Consider the following 730-nt stretch of genomic DNA (forward strand, 5'->3'; position numbering starts at 1 on the left):
AGCCCGGTGAAAAGATTAAAGGATTTTCATTACTAGTTACATGTAAAAGAGATCCAGAAAAAGATTTGATTTTAAGTTTACAAACAGATCGCGGCTCATTCTCAAGTAAGGTATCCTCTATAGACCCCGTTGCTTCAGGTAAAGAAATGCCAATAGGTACTGTTATTTCTTCTTTTCTAAGATTTGACCAATTTAGTGTTGCAACAAAGAATAACGAGAAGAGCCCCGGAAATATCTGGACATCACAAAAAAGTAAATGGGCGCCTTGTGATGGGCGTTCGATACCAAATTCTAAGCTTTCAAGCTTAGCTAATATCGTAAATGCGCCCGATTATCGAGGACTATTTTTAAGGGGAATTAATTCAATTGACCCAACATATACTGTCTTACCCGCAATTCCTTCACAATTAAATCCTGATCCTCAACCGGTAGGTGTATACCAACCAGATGCTGTAAGTTCACACAAACATAAAATAAGTAATTCGAAAAATGTACTCCGATATATTGAAAACAGTGCTTTAAAGGGAGGTAATGGCGGTTCGTTTATGAGTGCGATCGGTGTAGCAGGTAAAGGTAATGGAGAACTATTAGTTACAGACAATGATGGTGGTGGGAACGAAACTAGGCCAAAAAGCGCTGCCATTTATTACTATATAAAGATTAATTAACTTTCGTAACAATCACGAGATTTATATGATAGGCGGTAGCGATCTATTTATCACGAAGCTGC

The 730-nt window shown here is 37.8% G+C and carries 1 protein-coding gene; it reads left to right on the forward strand.

All coding sequences use genetic code 11. The annotated features are described in order from the left end of the window. Positions 1 to 668 (forward strand): hypothetical protein (locus ACYVH9_RS31620; protein WP_460640452.1); only part of this gene is annotated, 668 nt, incomplete at its 5' end. Positions 669 to 730 lie beyond the last annotated feature (62 nt).

Source organism: Larkinella harenae (assembly GCF_054780515.1).